10 protein-coding genes are annotated in these 16,234 nt (G+C 58.0%); 7 read left to right on the forward strand and 3 right to left on the reverse strand.

Going from position 1 to position 16,234, the window contains the following annotated elements; all coding sequences use genetic code 11:
* The first annotated feature begins 2 nt into the window (after positions 1-2).
* The 3 genes from recR to ACN085_RS07410 all read left to right on the forward strand — a co-directional run bounded on the left by recR (position 3) and on the right by ACN085_RS07410 (position 4,043).
* Positions 3-1,082 (forward strand): recombination mediator RecR, encoded by a 1,080-nt coding sequence (gene recR, locus ACN085_RS07400; RefSeq protein ID WP_419105218.1) that lies wholly within the window; start codon positions 3-5, stop codon positions 1,080-1,082.
* Positions 1,083-1,220: 138 nt separating this feature from the next.
* On the forward strand, positions 1,221-2,513 hold the full coding sequence (locus ACN085_RS07405; protein WP_419111084.1) for an aspartate kinase: 1,293 nt from the start codon (positions 1,221-1,223) through the stop codon (positions 2,511-2,513).
* A gap of 573 nt (positions 2,514-3,086) precedes the next feature.
* The gene (locus ACN085_RS07410; protein ID WP_419111085.1) at positions 3,087-4,043 is read left to right on the forward strand and encodes a 3-methyladenine DNA glycosylase; all 957 of its coding nucleotides are present in this window, start codon (positions 3,087-3,089) and stop codon (positions 4,041-4,043) included.
* 108 nt (positions 4,044-4,151) lie between these two features.
* Here the strand turns inward: ACN085_RS07410 and ACN085_RS07415 are convergent, their stop codons facing one another.
* From ACN085_RS07415 to ACN085_RS07425, 3 genes are all read right to left on the reverse strand, one after another.
* On the reverse strand, positions 4,152-5,591 hold the full coding sequence (locus ACN085_RS07415) for a PepSY-associated TM helix domain-containing protein (RefSeq protein WP_419111086.1): 1,440 nt from the start codon (positions 5,589-5,591) through the stop codon (positions 4,152-4,154).
* An 84-nt stretch (positions 5,592-5,675) separates the two neighbouring features.
* Positions 5,676-6,350, reverse strand: coding sequence for a hypothetical protein (locus tag ACN085_RS07420; RefSeq protein ID WP_419111087.1), 675 nt, complete (start codon positions 6,348-6,350; stop codon positions 5,676-5,678).
* A gap of 118 nt (positions 6,351-6,468) precedes the next feature.
* Entirely contained in the window at positions 6,469-9,354 is a 2,886-nt protein-coding gene (locus ACN085_RS07425; protein WP_419100375.1) for an S-layer homology domain-containing protein, read from the reverse strand.
* A 232-nt stretch (positions 9,355-9,586) separates the two neighbouring features.
* Here ACN085_RS07425 and purS point away from each other — a divergent pair, with 232 nt between their 5' ends.
* The 4 genes from purS to ACN085_RS07445 all read left to right on the forward strand — a co-directional run bounded on the left by purS (position 9,587) and on the right by ACN085_RS07445 (position 16,026).
* Positions 9,587-9,838 carry a phosphoribosylformylglycinamidine synthase subunit PurS gene (gene purS / locus ACN085_RS07430; RefSeq protein WP_419100374.1) on the forward strand — a complete coding sequence of 84 codons (252 nt, stop codon included), beginning with the start codon at positions 9,587-9,589 and terminating at the stop codon, positions 9,836-9,838.
* A gap of 3 nt (positions 9,839-9,841) precedes the next feature.
* A complete protein-coding gene (gene purQ / locus ACN085_RS07435) occupies positions 9,842-10,651 on the forward strand; it encodes a phosphoribosylformylglycinamidine synthase subunit PurQ (protein ID WP_419100373.1) in 810 nt (269 codons plus the stop codon).
* Between the two features lie 26 nt (positions 10,652-10,677).
* Positions 10,678-12,984 (forward strand): phosphoribosylformylglycinamidine synthase subunit PurL, encoded by a 2,307-nt coding sequence (gene purL, locus ACN085_RS07440; protein WP_419111088.1) that lies wholly within the window; start codon positions 10,678-10,680, stop codon positions 12,982-12,984.
* 495 nt (positions 12,985-13,479) lie between these two features.
* The gene (locus ACN085_RS07445) at positions 13,480-16,026 is read left to right on the forward strand and encodes an HAD-IC family P-type ATPase (RefSeq protein ID WP_419111089.1); all 2,547 of its coding nucleotides are present in this window, start codon (positions 13,480-13,482) and stop codon (positions 16,024-16,026) included.
* The last annotated feature ends 208 nt before the right edge of the window (positions 16,027-16,234 follow it).

Consider the following 16,234-nt stretch of genomic DNA (forward strand, 5'->3'; position numbering starts at 1 on the left):
TTGTGTACGAAAGTGCCGTCCAGAACCTAATTGATGAGCTTGGCCGGCTACCCGGAGTGGGCCCTAAATCGGCCCAGCGCATTGCCTTCTACATCTTGAACTCCGATGCCAGTGAGATGGCTAAACTGACCGATGCTATCGCCCGAGTTAAGAAGACCGTGAGCTTCTGTCAAATCTGCGGGAACGTCTCGGAAACCAAGCTGTGCGCTATCTGCCGGGACGAGCAGCGTGACCCCGCGATCCTCTGCGTTGTAGAGGAGTCCAAGGACGTGGTCGCGGTGGAACGCACCCGCTCCTTTACCGGCCGCTACCATGTGCTGGGCGGTTCTATTAACCCTATGGCCGGTATTGGCCCTGAGCAGTTGCGAATCCGTGAGCTGGTGGCCCGCCTTTCCGATGAGCGTATTAGCGAGCTGATTCTGGCTATGGACCCCAATCTTGAGGGTGAGGCCACGGCGACCTACCTATCCCGCCTGCTGGTGCCTATCGGCATTAGGGTTTCGCGGTTGGCCTCCGGCCTGCCGGTGGGTGGCGACCTTGAGTACGCCGATGAGATTACTCTGGGTCGTGCTTTGGAGGGGCGCCGCATTATCAGTGAGGGCAACCGGGCTGAGACCGCCAACCCTGCCGAGGACTTCCAGGCCGCTCTTGAGGCTGAAGCCCAGCAGGCACAAGCTACCCCGCAAACTAAGGCTCCCCGTGCCCGCTGGTCGGGATCAATGTTTGAAGACCTTGATGCAGAGAAGACCAGCGCACCGGAGCAGGCTCAGGAGCCAGCCCATGCGCCCGCTCAGCCCGGCGCAGAAGCACCGGTCCAAGCCCAGCAGGGGGATTTGAACGAGGTTCTGCTCAGCCAGGAGGTTGCGGCTATCCCCGGTGACCTCTCGCCAGAAGAGCGAGCCGAACGTCTAGCAGCAGCTGCCTTTGAGGCTGAAGCCGGCCAGCCTGATGAGGGCCTGACTGAAGAACGCCAGGAGGCCTACCAATCCAAGCTCGAAGAGCTCAAGAAAACTCCCCTACGTACAGTAGCGCCCAAGGTTCCTCCGATTCCCGGTAAAACCTACGTTAACCCCTGGGTCTAAGCGAATCATTACGGGCTTTATGTCATACGGCTTCACGATGGGTAGGAGTTTCACCCTGGGTGCTGTGGGCACGTAAGATTGTTCTAGCTGGATCAAAAACCCCTATCACATCACGCACCTGTACTGGAGATAATTCAAATGAGTCTGATTGTCCAAAAATTCGGTGGATCCTCTGTCGCTGATGCCCAAGGCGTCAAACGTGTTGCCCACCGGATTGTGGATACACACAAGGCAGGCAATGACGTTGTTGTAGTTGTTTCCGCGATGGGTGATACCACCGATGAGCTCCTCGACCTTGCCGCCGAAGTTTCCCCCGGTGCCGGCCCCTCCCGCGAGATGGATATGCTCCTGACCGCCGGTGAGCGTATCTCTATGGCGGTGCTGGCAATGGCTATTAATGATCTGGGTGCTAAGGCGCAGTCCTTTACCGGCTCCCAGGCTGGCATGATTACCGACGGCGTTCATGGTGCCGCCCGCCTGGTTGAGGTTAACCCCCAGCGGATCCAGGAGTCTATTGACCTGGGCAATATCGCCATTGTTGCGGGCTTCCAGGGTATGAACCGCGACAGCCGCGACATCACAACCCTGGGCCGTGGCGGTTCGGACACTACCGCCGTAGCACTAGCAGCAGCGCTCAAGGCCGATGTCTGCGAAATCTACTCCGATGTGGACGGTGTCTTTACCGCCGACCCCCGAATCGTCCCCACAGCCCATAAGCTCGATACCGTCACCAGCGAAGAGATGCTAGAACTTGCCGCTAACGGTGCCAAGATTTTGCACCTGCGCTCGGTCGAGTACGCCCGCCGCTTTAACCTGAAACTTCACGTCCGTTCGTCCTTCTCTGATCTTGAAGGTACTATCGTCATTCCCGATGCCCCGGACGGCTTTGAACACACTACTAAGGAGATTCCTTTGGAACAGCCCCTCATTTCCGGCGTTGCCCACGACCGTTCGCAGGCTAAGATCACCGTAGTGGGTGTGCCGGATGTTCCCGGTTCAGCGGCCCAGCTCTTTGGTTTCTTGAACGAAGAGCAGATTAACCTGGACATGATTGTTCAGAATGTGCCCACTGACCGCCCAAACGTCACTGACATTACCTTTACCCTGGATCAGGCGCAGGGCCGCCAGGCTCTTGAACTGCTGGAGGCCCGCAAGGCTGAGCTGGGCTTTGAGGCGGTGGAGTACGATGAGGCCGTTGGCAAGCTCTCCTTGGTGGGTGCCGGCATGAAGGCTAACTCGGGTGTCTCTTTCAAGTTCTTTGAGGCCCTGAGCAAGGCCGGGGTTAACGTCCAGATGATTTCTACCTCCGAGATTCGTATCTCGGTTATCACCGAGCTGGAGAAGCTGGATGAGGCTGTGAGTGCTGTGCACAGCGCCTTTGGTTTGGATGCTGAAGGTGAAGCTACCGTCTACGGTGGCACCGGCCGCTAATTTCTTGCGGCCCCTTGTCTTGGAGCCCCGGCCTGAGCAGTGTCCCCGCTGGTCAAGCCGGGGCTCTTCCAAGAGCAAGGCTGCGCTAGCTTTTGTTACGGATGGGTCCGGCCGAGTATCCGACCTTGTTAGAAGGCACTTAAGGCCCTATTTGCAACAAACCGTTTGTTTTTTCAACAAATTTTAAACATATCTACAAAATCTTTATCCAATAATCCCATATAAACAACCATTATCGCCTCTGACAAGGGGAAATGTATCTATATTACTCATGAGTAGATAGACTTCAAACAAAGAGAGAAGCCGGTTTACTTTGTTACAAAAGACCTTCTCAGGCAGAAAATTTTTTCAAATTATTTAGGGCTCAAAAATCTTCTGCCAGAAGTTGCACACAGGAAAGGGCAACACATTCCTTATAAAACGTTTACCCTAGTTACTGGCGGGTAATGTCTCTCCGGATCCACTCAATAGCACAGCATCTCTCAGTCAAAAACACGCGCCCACTACCCCAAACGCATCCCAAAAACACAAAAGAGAGGTTGTAAGTCCAAATTTGTCACCTAAACTGGTGGCATGCCTTTACAAATTCTCAGTTCGCGTGAGTGGCGCGCCCAAGCCGCCGCTCATGAGGAGCGCGCAGGCACCTACGCTCTTCCTTTTACCGACCGCCGAGAACGCGGTCACGTCCACCCGGTTGAAGATTTCCTCTTCACCTACTACACCCTCAAACCCGGTCAGTTTATGCGCTGGCACCCTGGGGCAGGCGCTATCCTTCTCGATGCCCCAGAGCGTTTGAGGTGGAAGTACTACCGGCCAGTCACAGCCTCAGAGTTGATGCGGGCCGGCATGCCTCTCATGGAAGCCCGCAGGCATGCTGATTCGGGGACGGCAGTTACGGTTGACCACCAGCTCTTCGCCCAAGAACGTAGGTCAGCTCTTGATTTCACGCGCACCATTATCTCCAACACCGCCGAAAAGCCCGGCGAATTCAGCTGCTTCGGCCTCCACGAATGGGCTATGGCCTATAAGTCAGTGGAAAACGATATCCGCCATGACTACCTGAATCTGCGTTTAGGGGCGCAAGGTACAGACCAGGTCGTAGAAAGCCACAAGATTAAGTGCTCGCACTTTGATGCTTTCCGCTTCTTCATGCCTCAGGCCACTGAGCTCAACGAGCTCCAGCCCACCCGTGAGGCTCAGCGGAATCTGGAACAGCCGTCATGCCTTCACGCCAATATGGACATCTACAAGTGGGCCTATAAGCTCCTGCCCTTGGTGGACTCAAACTTCCTCATGGATTGTTTTGAGCTCGCCCGGGATATTAGGGAAGTTGATATGAAGGCTTCACCCTATGACCTGCGTGAATGGGGCTATGAGCCTATCGCTATTGAGACCCCCAGGGGTAAGGCCAGCTACGTCAAGTTACAGAAAGACTTTGCTCAGCGCTCACAGGTACTGCGTCACAAGCTACTGGCGAAGATAGACCCCTACTTCACTGAGTTGGCCTGCTCAGCAGAAAAGGTGGCTTAGCCCCGATTCTTCAGTACCTATCAGGGGGCCTTACCCACCAGAGGTGGCGGGTAAGGCCCCTGGGTTTAACCAGCTTCTCGGGGCGTCAGCCCCTTCTCAGCTCAGCCCCTAACCTGCCTTCTCAGCTCCCCTTTTCCCAGCTAGCACAGCCAAAAGTGCATCTAGGAGCAAGAAGACCAGCAGACTCAGACCCAGCAGGGGGATGAAGAGGCCAAGAGCTACCGTAAAGACAGCAGTGAGCCCCCAAGCCCATAGGGGGACCTGCCGTAGCGATGAACGGGACGGTGCCGGCCCCAAGCCTCGCTCCCCCTTGGGGCGGCGCTGCCACCACATGATATAGCCCCAGGCGCACATGAGCATGAGCGCCAAGGCCACAAGAAAAAGCGCCAGCTGGTTAGCGATCCCCAGAAAAAGGCCCATATGTAAGGCAATGCCCCAGCTAGTTAGTTTGGCTGGCAGGGGGAAATCCTCAAAGTCAGTTCGGTCAGTTACCTCCAATGTGCCACCATTAATGGCTACTGAATCAGCTTGGGTAGGGTAGGAACGTTTCAGCTCGCGCACCACCCAGGCGGTGTGATCATCGGGGGCCGGACGAATCTCCACAGAGGCTGAGTCGATATTGACGCCCCGGGCTGTACTTAGGATTTTGTCGTAGGAAACAGCGGCAGCTGCTCCTGAGTCGGCCTGAGTTTGAGCGGTCTGTGAGCTGTGGTCGGCGTGCTCCCCACCTCTTGCGCTTGAGCTACCGGGTTGCAGCTCCTTGGAAATACTCGGTGTGGTCCAGCTCAGGGCCTGACGAACCTGGCTGACGTTCTCACCTGCATAGGTTGACCAGGTCAGACCGGTTGCTGAAAGAAAAAGCATAGCCAGAACAAGCCAGAAGCCCAGGGCGCTGTGCCGTGAAAGAGTCCGCAGGTATCCGCGGCCTTTTGAACTCGGCAGGATCGCTTGGCGCTTGTTTTTCATGCGCCGGGCGCGCTGGGCCCAGAGCACCAGGCCACCTAGAGCCAGAACCCAGAGCCAGGAGGCGGCTAGCTCACTATAGATTCGCCCGGGCTCCCCCAGCTGCAGGTCCTTGTGCAGATTACTGACCCAGGTACGGAAGGGCAGGGATCCGCTACTGCCATAAACCGGGTAATCCCCCAGGACCTGGCCCTTGGCGGGGTCAATGAAAACTGCTCGGTAGGTGGATTCTGGCAGGCTCTCATCGGCGTACATGATGCGGGTAGTGGTACCGGGAGCCACCGCAGGGCGAACAGCTACAGGTTTGTCTGAACCCTGGTAGGCGTTAGCGGCGGCCACCTGCTCATCAAGGCTCAGCCGGGTGGTGCTTTCCGGGGCGGTGAGTACATGGCTGTAGATCATTTTTTCGGCTTGCGGTGCAAGGGCGTAGAGCGCACCGCTGGCCGCCGCGATAAAGATAAAGGGGGCGACCAGGATTCCCGCGTAGAAGTGAATTCTCCTCAAGAGGGCATAGAGCCAGGTGCTGGTAGATGGGCGCGGCGAAGCCGCTGAGGGCACAGCGGTGCCCGCAGAAGTGGTGTTCACAGTAAATCTCTTTCGTCTGGCCTGCCTGTTAAAGGGGCAGGCTCTCTGACAGGCGGTGCATACAGCACCGCCTGATGTGTGTTTTTAGAGGGGTGAGGCGAAAGAGAATAGAGGTGGCCCCCGCAGAAGGTGAGGGGTCAGCGTAATAGCGGGGAGTGCTTTTGGCTGGTGCACCGAGCACAGTGCAGAAGTACGAGGGTAGCCCAAGGGCACAAGCAGACCCAGGGAGCTAAGGAGCCTTGCCCACAGGTAGGTGAGGCAGGTGCCAAGTTTCTCTAGGACCAGCTCATAGCGGTAAAAGACCGCTACGGTAATGACCGTGGCAAGCGCGTGCGCCAGGAACATCTGAGTTTCTGCCGGGAAGATACCCAGATAGCCCGGCGCAACCATGTGCATATGAGCCGGTGCCTCTGCGGAAACCGCCTGGCTCAGGGCAACCCCATGATGGGTTGCGTGTCCTATAGCTTGGCTGGGGATCACATGAGCCGGATGGTAGGGCGCATATTCAGCCGCAGATAAAAAGGTGTGGAAAGCAAATTGGCTTGGAGCCACACCGGCAGTAAGACGCACCAGACTCTTGCGTGTTCCAGCAAGGAGCGTGCAGACCAGGATAGCCAGTGCTAAAGGTACCAGGAGCCTTGTAGGTGTAGGCGGCACCTGCCCACCGCCTGCCAGGTGAAAGCACAGGCCCATGAAGAGGGCAAAGCAGGCAGAGAGCACCCCTCGGGTGAGTCTTCGGTGACGGTTTTCTGCCTGCATGATAGTCAATTCTAATAGATTTTTAAGCAGGTAGGGTTCCTCACCCGGCCGGGTGAGGAACCCTATTTCTACTTGTCGCAGGCCCTACAAAGAGCTATCTCTAGCGCATAATGTCCGACTACTTCTGGTCTGTAAGAGACCGGTCAAAGCGGTAGACAAAAGCGGCCATAGCATCACGCTTAATGGGCTGGACCGGGCGGTAGCTGCCATCGGGCCAACCTGTGCTGATCTTCTGTTCAGCTAGCCAAGAGATCTCTGTGTAGAAAATGTCGTCGGTGCTGATATCGGTAAAGGGCGAGGTAGCCGGTGCCTGGTAGCCCTGAGCCCCCGATAGACGGTAGAAGAAGGCGGCCATTGCATCACGGTTGACACTTTGCTGGGGCCGGAAAGTACCGTCCTCCCAACCGCGTGCGATACCGGCTTGGTACATCCAGGCGATCTCACGGTAGAAGGGGTGGCTCGTGGGCACATCCTTGAAAGGTGAAACTTCCGGGGCTTGGTAATCCTGGGGGCCTGCCAGCCGGAAGAGATAGGCCGCCATAGCAGCGCGTTCGATATCGGCTAGCGGGCGGTAGGTGCCATCAGGCCAGCCGCGAGCGATACCGTGCTGGGCAACCCACTGAATCTCGGTGTAGAACATGTTATCTGCCTTAACATCACGGAAGATAGGGTCCTGGTTACCGGGGGTCTCCGGCTCAGGGGCAGCAGGCACGGCAATTCGCTCGCCGGTAAAGCTAAAGGTCTTCTCGCTACCGTCTAGAGAACTGACTGCGGTGAAAGTAGCCTCTGGCTGGAAGTAGCCACGCTCCAGGTCCTGGGCGGTAAGGGTGTGACGCGCTGTAGAGCAGGTATAAGTGCCTGCAGGTTTGAGCCCGATCCAACGGCAGTTAGGTTTGGCCGGGAGGGAGAAGCCTTGCTCAAAATTACTGGATGTGGGCAGGGCAGTAAGAGTAAGAGCGGATTCGTTTTTGACCTGGAAACTGTAGGCAATGACATCGCCCTGGGCATAGTACTGCTGAGGCTGTGAAGTCATCTGGCCTGAAATAGCTAGGGTGGGAACTACTTCTGTTTTGCCCAGGCGTACCGGGGCACCGGTGTGGGTTACTTCCTGGCTTCGACTGGGATCTGCGGTGGCCCTGACACTAAATTTTAACTCTGGCACAAAGTAGCCGCGATCGAGGTCTTCTTGAGTAACCGTGTGCTTACCGGTGCCACAGCTGTAACCGGCACCTGCCGCAAGTTTCAAATAACGGCAGTTCTTCCGTTTGGCTTCATGGGGTGCCGGTGGCAGGAACCCGGTATCCAGATTCCCCCCGACCGGTACCACGTCAACAGTTTCCGGTGAGGTGTTAGTGACCGAGAAGTTATAGGTCACTTGTTCTCCCACAGAGTAGGGGTTTGCTACGGTATCCCGAGTCTGAGCCGAGGCCTGAGAAATCTCCACACCCAGGCTCTTATTGCCGCTGACGCTAACCCCCAGACTGTAGCGGGATTGGCGGCCGTCCTCACCGGTAAAGACGGCGTCAATGGAGCCTGAACGGGCGGCAGCTGCGGCGGTCAGAGTTAAGGTGACGGTCTGACTTTCACCGGGGGCAAGGGTGATCTGGTCACTCTGGTTACCGGTCAGATCAGCGGTGTCAGCTAAGGTCAGCCTGCCACTAATTGCCCTGTCCTCCTGGTTGGTGATCGTCACCGGAAGGTTCACGCTCTGGCCCGCTTCCACCGTCACAGGCTCAGCACTTAGCGGTGCACACACCACGTTAAGCCAGTCTTGGTTAAAGGTGCCGTAGCGGATATCGGTTTTGTAGCTGGCCTCGTAGAGAACCCCGTAGTTGCCGTTAGAGAGAGCGGTGGCGGAGGAATAGGCACCAGATCCTGGCTGGAACTGGCGGATGCCCGGCCAGGTTTGACCGTCATCGCAGGAAACCCTGGCAGTGAGGTTCTTACGTTGGCTGTTAGCCCCGTTATAGGAGTTAGTGAAGATGAGCTTCTGGGCGTCCTTGCTTCCCTGGGGGGCATTGGGATACATGCGGATAATTGAGGCGTTATTTGTGGGGTCAGGCAGCTCGGCATCTAGGCTTACAGGCCCCCAGGTCTGACCGCCATCGGAGCTGATAGCCACCTTACGGAGGTGGGAGTTGGAGCTATCGCGTGAGTTCATCATGACCCGGCCATCTGAAAGCTCGACCACTTTGTTCTCATCCATACCGGTTCCCACAAAGTTACCGCGCTGCCAGGTTTGACCGTGGTCATCTGAATAGAGAGAGTAGGCCTGGATAGCCTCTGAACCATCAGCTTGCTTGACCTTACCTGCAAACTGCTGTATGAGCCTGCCCTTGTGTGGGCCGTATTTAAGCTGGATTCCCTCGCCCGAGCTAGCAAAGGTGCTTTTGACATCCCCGGGCAGGGGGTTAGCCTTGCTGGTTCCGGGCTTGGCAATGGGGGTAATATCCCGGGGCTTACTCCAGGTGATACCCCCGTCGCTAGATTCCGTGACAACAGCGCCAATGACATTGCGGTCATTGGCTATATCGTTGCCGTACTCGCTGTGGTGGAAACCCTGATCCTGGGAGTAGACGAAGAAAGCAAAGACCTTGCCAGCTTCCCGGTCCACGACAAATGAGGGATCTGAGTACCCGTATTTTTTGGTCCCGGCGGTGGGTAGCTGTCCCTGGGCGATGTAACTGATCTCTGACCAGCTAGCACCGTAGTCGGTGGAACGGCGCATGAGAATAGAGTTAGGGTTAGGTGCATCGCTCGCGTTATTGGGGCGGCCGTCCCAGGCAGCTAGGACAACGCCATCACCGAGGTCGGCTAGGGCTGGGATGCGGTAATTTGAGGCATCCCCGAAGAGGGTGTCTGCTAGGTTCTGCTCGGTGTAGCTGCCCGGGGCTCCGGTGGGCCCTGGGAGGGGAGCGGGGAGCGCCTGGGCTGGGAGTGTGCCGGCCAGGGCCATGACAGAAAGGGTGGGTATGGTCAGAAAACGACCGAGTGTGCGTCTCAAGGGTAGCTCCTGAGGGTAGGTGCCTGGTTTTTCTCAAAAATAAACATGTGTCTCAAGACACAGGTTCACTCAATACCCTACAGCCTAAGACATCCTACCTCCAGACCCAGGGGCTATTTTTCGGCTCCTGAAACCCATCTACAGGTACCCCAATGTGCCCCGCGACACTCCACCCCCGTGTAAAATGAGAGCTGGCTTTAATTAGATTCCAGCACCCAAGGAGTGCCCCTTCATGGCCCGTATTGTTGTTGACGTTATGCTCAAGCCCGAGATCCTCGACCCCCAGGGCAAGGCCATTGCCCATGAGCTTCCCCGCATCGGCCTCTCCAATTTCACCGATGTCCGTCAGGGCAAGCGTTTCGAGCTGACCGTTGATGGCCCCCTGACCGATGAGCTCCTCGCCCAGGCCCGCCAGGCAGCAGAAGAACTGCTGTCTAACCCGGTCATCGAAGACGTCATCAACGTCCAGGCGCTGGAGGACTAAACGGTGGCAGAATCTCTCGCAGCACACGACGTTCCCCTGGTTGGCGATTTCTCCACCGCCAGCCCCGATACCGCTCTAGCGGGTATCCGAGTTGGTGTGGTGACCTTCCCCGGCACCCTCGATGACCGCGACGCAGCCCGCGCCGTACGTCTAGCCGGTGGCACCCCCCTACCGCTGTGGCACAATGACGCAAACCTACACCAGGTAGATGCAGTCATTGTTCCCGGCGGTTTTTCATACGGTGACTACCTCCGCGCCGGGGCTATTGCCGCCAAGGCTCCGGTGATGGCTCAGGTCGTTGAAGCGGCGAGCGCAGCGGGTACATCCGGCTCCTCCCCCCTGCCGGTTCTGGGCATCTGCAACGGTTTCCAGATTCTGACCGAGACGCACCTGCTCCCCGGCTCCATGATTAAGAACGATCACCGTAAGTTCATCTGCCGTGACCAGATTCTACGCATCGAGAACAGCCAGACCGCCTGGACCTGCGATTTTGAGCAGGGCCAGGAGATTGTGGTGCCTCTCAAGAACCAGGACGGCCAGTATGTAGCCGATACCAAGACCCTGGACGCTCTTGAAGCTGAGGGCCGGGTGGTCTTCCGCTATGTGGGCCATAACCCCAACGGCTCACGCAACGATATTGCAGGTATCTGTAATGAGGCAGGCAATGTGGTTGGCCTGATGCCTCACCCCGAACACGCCGTTGAACCCGGTTTTGGGCCCTCATCCTCTGGTTTTGGCCCCGTGGGCCTGCGTCAGGGTGCTGATGGCCTGGGTGTTTTCACCTCTGTTCTTAAGAAGCTGGTCAAGGCCTAGCGGGCCCCACCGAAGGATTCACACCATTGAACGACAAGAAGTTTAACCTCGACACCGTCGAGCACGCTGCCGCCACCCCCGACACCGAACTCCCCTGGGCCGAACTGGGCTTGAAAGAAAACGAGTTCGAGGACATCAAGAAGATTCTGGGCCGCCGCCCCACCGCCGCCGAGCTAGCCATGTACTCGGTCATGTGGTCTGAGCACTGTTCCTACAAGTCTTCTAAGGTCCACCTCAAGCAGTTCGGCGCCAAGGTGACCGAAGAGATGAAGAAGGACATGCTGGTCGGTATCGGCGAGAACGCCGGTGTGACCGACATTGGCAAGGGCTGGGCTGTCACTTTCAAAATTGAGTCCCACAACCACCCCTCCTACGTTGAGCCCTACCAGGGGGCGGCAACCGGTGTGGGCGGTATCGTGCGTGACATTATCTCCATGGGGGCGCGCCCCGTAGCGGTCATGGACCCCCTGCGTTTTGGGGCAATTGACCACCCCGACACCGCCCGCGTCCTACCCGGCGTAGTCTCCGGTGTGGGTGGCTACGGCAACTCCCTGGGCCTGCCTAATATTGGCGGCGAAGTGGAATTTGACGAGTGTTACCAGGCAAACCCGCTGGTCAATGCCCTGGCTGTAGGCATTATGCGCCACGAAGACATCCGCCTGGCGAATGCCTCCGGTGTTGGCAATAAGGTCATCCTCTTTGGTGCCCGCACCGGTGGTGACGGTATTGGCGGTGCCTCCGTGCTAGCTTCTGAGTCTTTTGATGACACCAAGCCCTCCAAGCGCCCCGCCGTTCAGGTGGGCGACCCCTTTGCCGAGAAGGTCCTCATTGAGTGCTGCCTAGAGCTCTTCAAGGGATCGGTGGTTGAGGGCATTCAGGACCTGGGTGCTGCTGGCATCTCCTGTGCCACCAGCGAGCTAGCCTCCAACGGGGACGGTGGTATGCACGTTGATTTGACCAAGGTCCTCTTGCGTGACCCCACCCTCACCCCCGGCGAGATTCTCATGTCGGAGTCCCAGGAGCGCATGATGGCGGTGGTGACCCCCAAGAACCTGGCCCGTTTTGAAGAGATTATGCACAAGTGGGATGTGGAATACTCCATTCTGGGTGAGGTCACCGGTTCTGGCCGTCTCACAATTGAGTGGCAGGGCGAAATCATTGTGGACGTTGACCCCAAGACGGTTGCCCACGAAGGCCCCACCTACGAGCGCCCCTACGGTCGCCCCGACTGGCAGGACGCCCTGCAAGCTGACCATTTCACCGGTTCGGCAGCAGATGATGAACGCCCCACCGGTCAAGCGCTGGGTGAGGCTATCAAGAACTTCATGGCCTCCCCGAACATGTGCTCCAAGAGCTACATCACCAACCAGTACGACCGCTATGTTCAGGGCAATACCGCCCTGGCTATGCCCGATGACGGTGGCATCATCCGTGTGGACGAAGAGACCGGCCTGGGTGTGGCCCTAGCAACCGACGCCAACCCCCGCTTCACCAAGCTGGACCCCTACACCGGTGCTCGGGCTTCCCTGGCTGAGGCCTACCGCAACGTGGCTACCGTGGGTGCGCGCCCCGTAGCTGTTTCTGACTGCCTGAACTTTGGTTCTCCCGAGGACCCGGACATCATGTGGCAGTTCGCCGAGGCTGTGCGCGGCCTGGCGGACGGCTGTATGGAACTGGGGGTTCCCGTGACCGGCGGTAACGTCTCCCTCTACAACCAGACCGGTGGTAAGGCCATTAACCCCACCCCCGTGGTAGCCATGATGGGTGTCATGGACGATGTCAGCCGCCGGACCCCCTCCGGTTGGTCTGCTGAGCATGACGGCCAGGCCCTCTACCTGCTGGGCACTACCCGCGATGAGCTGGATGGCTCCGAGTGGGCCCGGTACAAGGGGCACCTGGGCGGTCTGCCTCCCCAGGTAGATCTGGCCGCTGAGCGCCTGCTCGGTGACATGCTGGTGAACATGAGCCGGGACGGCATGATTGATGCCGCCCACGACCTTTCCTCCGGTGGCCTGGCCGCCGCCCTGGTAGAGGGTTGCCTGCGCTTTGGCGTCGGTGCCCGTGTGGGTCTGGGTGAACTGGCGGAGCGTGACGGCGTGGACATCTTCACCCTGCTCTTCTCAGAGTCCCTGGGCCGTGTACTGGTTTCGGTACCCCGCTCCGAAGAGGTACGTTTCAAGGACATGTGCACTGCCCGCTCCTACCCCTTCGCCCGTATCGGTGTCGTGGATGCTGTCTCCAAGACCCTGGATATTCAGGGCCAGGTAGCTCTTGACCTCGATGAGCTACGTCAAGCCCACGAAGGCACGCTGCCCGGCTATTTCGCTTCTTAGCATCACCTCGGGATTCCCGCTGTGATGAATCAGGCATCCGCCCCGACTCCTCTGTGGAGCAAGGGGGCGGATGTTTGTTTTTCCTCCTTGGATCAGCGGAGATTCTGCTTTGAGTTCTTGGGGCTTGAAAAGAGTTCTTGGGGCTAGAAAGTCGTCAGGACGCAGTGGAGTGAGCTCATGCAGCAGTCCATCACCCTAGGGCAAAGGCTGGTGAGTGCAGGCGTCCGCTAGCTCCAGAGACCGGGCACCAGTTTTTCTGCTTGGTCCATAATCTTGTGGACCCGCCTGGGTTTTGCTGGACCCAACCCTAGCCAGAGCCGACCACTAACAAAATTCAACTCTCTTTTGTATATGGCTGGGCCCCGCCCTAGCTGGAGCCGAGTACAGAATGAAGGTGTGCAGAGATCAAGACTTCATACCCTGGGCTGAGTCCTGCGGGCACTTGCTGAACTAAACTAGAAAGGACGCCCATCACCTATCCGAGGAGCCCTTTGCATGTCTGGTGCCGCAAGTACCCGCCACCGTGTCGCTGTGAGCACCCAGCCCGATAGCGTCCTGGCCTTGCAGGGCCTGAGTGAGCAAGAGGTGGCTGAGCGTCAGCAGGCAGGGTTCGTCAATACCCAGAACACCGCGACCTCTCGAACGACAGCGGCCATCGTCCGATCCCATCTGTTTACCATGTTTAACCTGGTTCTTGGGCTGTGCGGTCTTGCGGTAATTATGCTGGGAAGCTGGCTCGATACGCTCTTTCTCTTGGCAGCTATCGCCAACGTTGTCATTGGCTTTACGCAGGAATTCTCCGCTAAACGCCAGCTCGATAAAATCGCTCTCTTACGGCGTGACCCGGTGAGCGCCCTGCGTGATGGCAAGCTCGTTCGGGTTCCGCTCGATGAGCTGGTGCTGGACGATGTTGTTCTGCTCAAACGTGGTGACCAGGTTCCCGCCGATGCTGTGGTCCTGACCAGTGACGGCCTTGATGTGGATGAGTCTCTGCTGACCGGTGAGAACGACCCGGTGGGTAAGAAGCCCGGTGATCAGGTACTTTCTGCTTCCTCTGTTATTGGCGGCTCCGGCAGGGTAAGGCTCTCTGCGGTGGGTGCTAAATCTCGTGCCGCAAAAATTACCGCTGAGGCCCGCCAGTTCACCACCATTCATTCCGAACTGCGCGCGGGTATGGAGCGGGTAGTTACCTGGATTACCTGGGCTCTGGTACCGATTATTGCGGTGGTCCTCAACGGGCAGATGCAGGCGGCCGGTGGCTGGCAGGTGGCATTGGAGACCGGGAGCTGGCGTGATGCCCTGATTACCTCTGTTTCCTCGGTTGCTTCCATGATTCCTCAGGGTCTGGCTCTGATGACCACCATCTCTTTTGCGGTTGCTTCGGTCAAGCTCGCCAAATCTGAGGTGCTGATTCAGGAACAGCCTGCGGTTGAAGTGCTAGCCCGTGTTGATACGGTTTGCTTCGATAAGACCGGCACTCTGACCGAGGGTGGGGTGCGCTTTGAGTCGGCCCGTCTGCTCGATGGAACAGTCTTGGCCCGTGCAGAGGGCCAACAAGGGGTCCGGCTTGCCGGAGGCCACGACGTGGGTAAAAGTCCCGGCTGGCAGGGCGCTTTAGCCTGGTTCGGTGCCGATGATAACGCCAACCCTACCGCCGCCGCCCTGAAAGAACCCTTTGCGCAGCTGACCAAGGGGCAGGGCCTTGAAGAGGCTCAGGCGCTCCTGCCGTTTTCGTCGGCTCTGCGCTTTAGCGGGGTGGAGTTCGCCAGTAGTGGCGCCTGGATTCTGGGTGCCCCCGAGGTCTTACTCTCTCCCGGTTCAGCGCCCGCGCTCCGAGCAGGTGAGCTTGCGGCCTCCGGTCTGCGGGTGATGGTTCTCGGTCATGCTCCTGCCCTGACCCGTGATTCTTCGGGCCGTGTGGCCCAGCAGGTTCCGCAGGGTCTAGACCCCCAGTTCTTTGTGATTTTCCGGGAACAAGTTCGTTCCGAGGCACCTGCTACCCTAGCCTACTTCCGGGAGCAGGGTATCGACCTGAAAGTGTTTTCCGGTGATAACCCCCGCACGGTGGCCGCCGCCGCCCAGGCCGCAGGCATGGATACCTCAGCTGGCGCAGTAGATGCCTCCACCCTGCCTGAGCAAGGCCCCGAACTGGTTGAGGCTGCCCTGACCCACAGTGTCTTTGGCCGGGTTTCCCCGGAGCAGAAGAAGAATATGGTGCTGGGTCTACGCCAAGCGGGTCGAGTAGTTGCTATGACCGGTGACGGTATTAACGATGCTCTTGCCCTCAAACACGCTGATCTGGGCATTGCTATGGGTAACGCCGCACCAGCAACCAAGGCCGTCTCCCGTCTGGTTCTGCTGGATGGTCGTTTTGATAGGCTCCCCAGTGTGCTTGCTGAAGGCCGTAAGATTATCGCCAACATCGAGCGGGTGACCAACCTCTTCCTCACCAAGACGGCCTTTGCAATTTTCCTGGGCCTGATTTTGGGCATCCTCTGCTGGCAGTTCCCCTTCCTGCCTCGCCAGTACTCCACCGCTGACCTACTGATTGTAGGTGGCCCGGCCTTCTTCTTGACCATGCTGCCCAATAAGCGCCGCTATGTCAGCGGTTTCTTGAGTAGGGCCCTGCACTACGCTATCCCCAGCGCCCTGGTCATCACTGCTGTGCTGGTCTTGGTGATTGGCTACGGGCACAGTCATGCGGGTATAGCAACCTCGGAGGTTCAGACCGCGACCTTTATTGCCCTGGTCCTCATGGGTGTCTACAACATCACCACCGTCACCAGGCCACTTCGCGGGGTCAGGCTCCTCATTGTTGCGGGCATGTACCTGGGCCTTGCCCTGGTTCTGGTTCTGCCGCCCTCTCTCTGGTACCACCAGTTCACCCTTCCCTCTGGCTCTTACCTGCTGGTCACGCTAGGTGCTGCAATCATGGGGTGCCTGCTCATCGAAGTCAATCTGCAACTGCACAACAGATGGCTCAAAACTCACCACCGTGAGGTCATCGAAGCAAGCCAGGCCATCTCAAAAGAAGGCTCCTAACAGGGGCGCTTGCGTCTTACCGCAAGGAATAGTAGGGTGAAGGGGTAACGGGGTTCGTCCCCGCAATTTTAGTCAATCATCAGGATTGTTACTGGTTCAGCAGGCAAGACCTGAGTTGCTATCAGCTCTTAGATGAGGTCCGGTCTAGGCACCGGATTGGTTTTAAGTGCATGAGTCTGCCCTCTGGGGGAAGACCGTATAGATAGGC

Origin of the sequence: Rothia sp. P4278, assembly GCF_048512945.1 — a bacterium.
GTDB lineage: Bacteria > Actinomycetota > Actinomycetes > Actinomycetales > Micrococcaceae > Rothia.

Coding starts and splice junctions, on each gene's coding strand:
- purS (WP_419100374.1), top strand. CDS start 9,587: ATGGCCCGTATTGTTGTTGACGTTATGCTCAAGCCCGAGATCCTCGAC.
- ACN085_RS07405 (WP_419111084.1), top strand. CDS start 1,221: ATGAGTCTGATTGTCCAAAAATTCGGTGGATCCTCTGTCGCTGATGCC.
- ACN085_RS07410 (WP_419111085.1), top strand. CDS start 3,087: ATGCCTTTACAAATTCTCAGTTCGCGTGAGTGGCGCGCCCAAGCCGCC.
- ACN085_RS07445 (WP_419111089.1), top strand. CDS start 13,480: ATGTCTGGTGCCGCAAGTACCCGCCACCGTGTCGCTGTGAGCACCCAG.
- ACN085_RS07420 (WP_419111087.1), bottom strand. CDS start 6,350: ATGCAGGCAGAAAACCGTCACCGAAGACTCACCCGAGGGGTGCTCTCT.